The organism is uncultured Salinisphaera sp. (genome assembly GCF_964012375.1).
Lineage (GTDB): Bacteria > Pseudomonadota > Gammaproteobacteria > Nevskiales > Salinisphaeraceae > Salinisphaera.
In genome coordinates this window covers 1-3,270 of record NZ_CAXGSH010000171.1, presented here as the reverse complement: position 1 = coordinate 3,270, position 3,270 = coordinate 1, and the positions used below count along the sequence as shown (strand labels likewise).

2 protein-coding genes are annotated in these 3,270 nt (G+C 63.5%); both read left to right on the top strand.

Annotation, left to right across the window (positions count from 1 at the left end; all coding sequences use genetic code 11):
* A partial coding sequence (parC, locus tag ABNU97_RS17535; protein ID WP_348767954.1) for a DNA topoisomerase IV subunit A occupies positions 1-1,715 on the top strand: 1,715 nt, incomplete at its 5' end.
* A gap of 491 nt (positions 1,716-2,206) precedes the next feature.
* Positions 2,207-3,103, top strand: coding sequence for a protease HtpX (gene htpX, locus ABNU97_RS17530; RefSeq protein WP_348767953.1), 897 nt, complete (start codon positions 2,207-2,209; stop codon positions 3,101-3,103).
* The last annotated feature ends 167 nt before the right edge of the window (positions 3,104-3,270 follow it).

The window sequence follows — 3,270 nt, the reverse complement described above, 5'->3', positions numbered from 1 at the left end:
TGAACGGCGGCACCGGCATTGCCGTGGGCATGGCCACCGATATTCCGCCGCACAACCTGCGCGAGGTGGCCGAGGCCACGGTTCATCTGCTGCACAATCCCGAGGCCGATCTCGACGCGCTATGTGAATATCTGCCGGCGCCCGATTTCCCCACCGGGGCCGAGATCATCACCCCCGCCGAGGAAATTCGCGAGCTCTATGCGAAGGGCAACGGCATCGTGCGCCTGCGCGCGACCTATACCCTCGAAAACGGCGAGATCGTGATCGATGCCTTGCCCTACCAGACCTCCGGCGCGCGCGTGCTCGAACAGATCGCTGGTCAGATGGCGGCCAAGAAGCTGCCGATGGTGTCGGATCTGCGCGACGAGTCCGACCACGAGAACCCGACCCGCCTGATCATCGTGCCGCGCAGCAACCGGGTGGATACCGAAGCGCTCATGGCGCATCTGTTTGCCACCACCGGGCTGGAAAAGGGCATTCGCGTCAATCTCAACGTCATCGGGCTGGATGGCGCGCCGCGGGTCAAGAATCTGCAGGAAATTCTTACCGAGTGGCTGACCTATCGGCGCCAGACGGTTACGCGCCGGCTGGAACATCGCCTCGACGCGGTGCTCGATCGGCTGCATATCCTGGAAGGCCTGCTCACGGCCTACCTGAACATCGACGAAGTGATTCATATCATTCGCACCGAGGACGAGCCCAAGCCGGTGATGATGGAACGCTTCGGGCTCACCGGCACCCAGACCGATGCGGTTCTGGATCTGCGCCTGCGTCATCTCATGAAGCTCGAAGAGTTCAAGATCCGCGGCGAGCAGGAAGAACTCGAAGCCGAGCGCCAGTCCCTGGAAGCGATCCTGGGATCGCGCAAGAAGCTGGATAAGCTCATCGGCGACGAGATCATGGCCGACGCCGAGAAGTACGGCGACGCCCGGCGCAGCCGCCTGGTCGAACGCGACCAGGCCAAGGCCCTGTCCGAAGCCGACCTGCTGCCCAGCGAGCCGATCACCGTGGTGCTGTCGCGTCAGGGCTGGATTCGTGCCGCCAAGGGGCACGATGTGGATGCCACGGGCCTGAGCTTTCGCAGCGGCGACGACTACCTCACCCATGCGCCCGGGCGCAGTAATCAGACCTTGATCGTGCTCGATTCCACCGGGCGCAGCTATACGCTGGCCGCGCACCGCTTGCCCTCGGCACGCGGGCAGGGCGAACCGCTGACAGGCAGTCTCAATCCGGCCGACGGCGCGCGCTTTGTCGGCGTGATTCTGGGCGACGAAGACACGCGCTGTGTGCTGGCCAGCTCCGCGGGCAATGCCTTCGCGACCACGCTCGGCGAGATCAGCAGCCGCAACAAGAGCGGCAAGGCCGCGCTGTCGGTGGGCAAGAGCGCCGATGCGCTGGCCCCGGCGCCGGTTTGGGGCGACGACCCCGAGGTGTGCGTTGTGACCAGTTCGGGGCAGCTGTTGTGCCTGCCGGTCGGCGAACTGCCGGCGCTGGCCAAGGGCAAGGGCAACAAGCTGGTTTCGCTCAACAAGGATGAGACGGTGGTAGCGCTCGCGGCATTGCCCGCCAGCGCCGCGCTCACCATCTACAGCGGCAAGCGGCACATGACGCTCAAGGGCGGCGAGCGGGATACCTATCGCGGTCCGCGGGCCTCGCGCGGCAAACGCCTGCCGCGAGGCTTCACCCAGGTACAGGCGGTGAAGGTGGAAGACTGAGCCGGCGCCCGACTGTTGTCGGCTATCGGTGAGACGATTCAGGCCGCAAATGAACGCGAATAAACGCGAATGAAGGAGCGCGGGGCGATATAGGCGACTCCGCCACGGCGCACCGCCCCGACGCACTTTCGCCAGGCTGCGTTCTTTCAAAAAGGGTCCGCAGATCGACGCGGATTCGCGCAGATTAAAAGCGGCAAGCGAAGTCGGCGCTCGCGCAGAACTCGGACACCGCCCAAACCCGCCGCCGGTCGATACCTTATCCAGATCCGTTTTGATCTGCGGACAGTTGCCTTACGGGCGTGTCTTCGCGCTCATTGGCGACAAGCTGCTTGTTTGAGCGCAGCCAGCCGAGTGTCGTACACCATCGAGTCCGGCCTCGAAGACCGCACAGGATGCGCACGACCGATGAGAAATAAACGCGCTCGCCTATCTTGAAACCAATTCGCGACTACGCCATCTAAACCGATATACCCGCAACCGTAGATTGATCGATGAAACGTATCGCGCTGTTTTTACTGACCAACATCGCCATCATGCTGGTGCTGACGGTCATTCTTCAGCTGTTTGGCGTTACCAGTCTGCTTGCTGCCAACGGCGTCGACCTCGATATTCCGTCGCTGCTGATCTTTGCTGCCGTGTTCGGCATGGGCGGTTCCCTCATTTCGCTGGCCATGTCCAAGTTCATGGCCAAGCGCATGACCGGCGCCCAGGTGATCGAGCAACCGTCGAACGCCATGGAAAGCTGGCTTGTAGCCACGGTGACCCGGCAGGCTCGCCAGGCAGGGATCGGCATGCCGGAAGTTGCCATCTACGACTCGCCGGACATGAACGCCTTCGCAACCGGCATGAGTCGCAATAGCGCGCTGGTGGCCGTCTCGACCGGCCTGCTGCGGCAGATGAGCCAGGACGAGGCCGAGGCCGTGATCGGCCACGAGGTCAGCCATATCGCCAACGGCGACATGGTCACGCTGTCGCTGATCCAGGGCGTGGTCAACACGTTCGTGTTCTTCTTCGCCCATGTGATCGGACATATCGTCGATCGTATGGTGCTGCGCAACGAACGCGGCCACGGAATTGGTTATTTCGTAACCGTGATCTTTGCGGAAATGGTGCTGGGCGTGCTCGCCAGCATGATCGTGTTCTGGTTTTCGCGTCGGCGTGAATTCGCTGCCGACGCCGGCGGTGCCCATCTGGCCGGCCGCACGAAGATGATCGGCGCGCTGCGCCGGTTGCAGGCCGGCAGCATTGCTACCGAGCTACCCGATCAGATGCAGGCGCTGGGTATATCGGGCAAGAAGGCGCTCGGCATCAAGCGCTATTTCATGACCCATCCGCCGCTGGAAGAGCGTATTGCCGCGCTCGAAGGGGCACAGGCACAGCGCGCCTGAGCGAGCTCGAAGCCCCGAGCTGGGTCATGCCGCGCACGCCTGGCGGCTGAAACGGCGCGCCATGCGCCCGGGTGTCGCGTGGCGCGTCGGCTCTACGGAACCTCTGATCTACTCATCTACGGTCGCGCCGGTGTCTTTTGCGCGCGTCTGACAAGACGCCGCGGGCG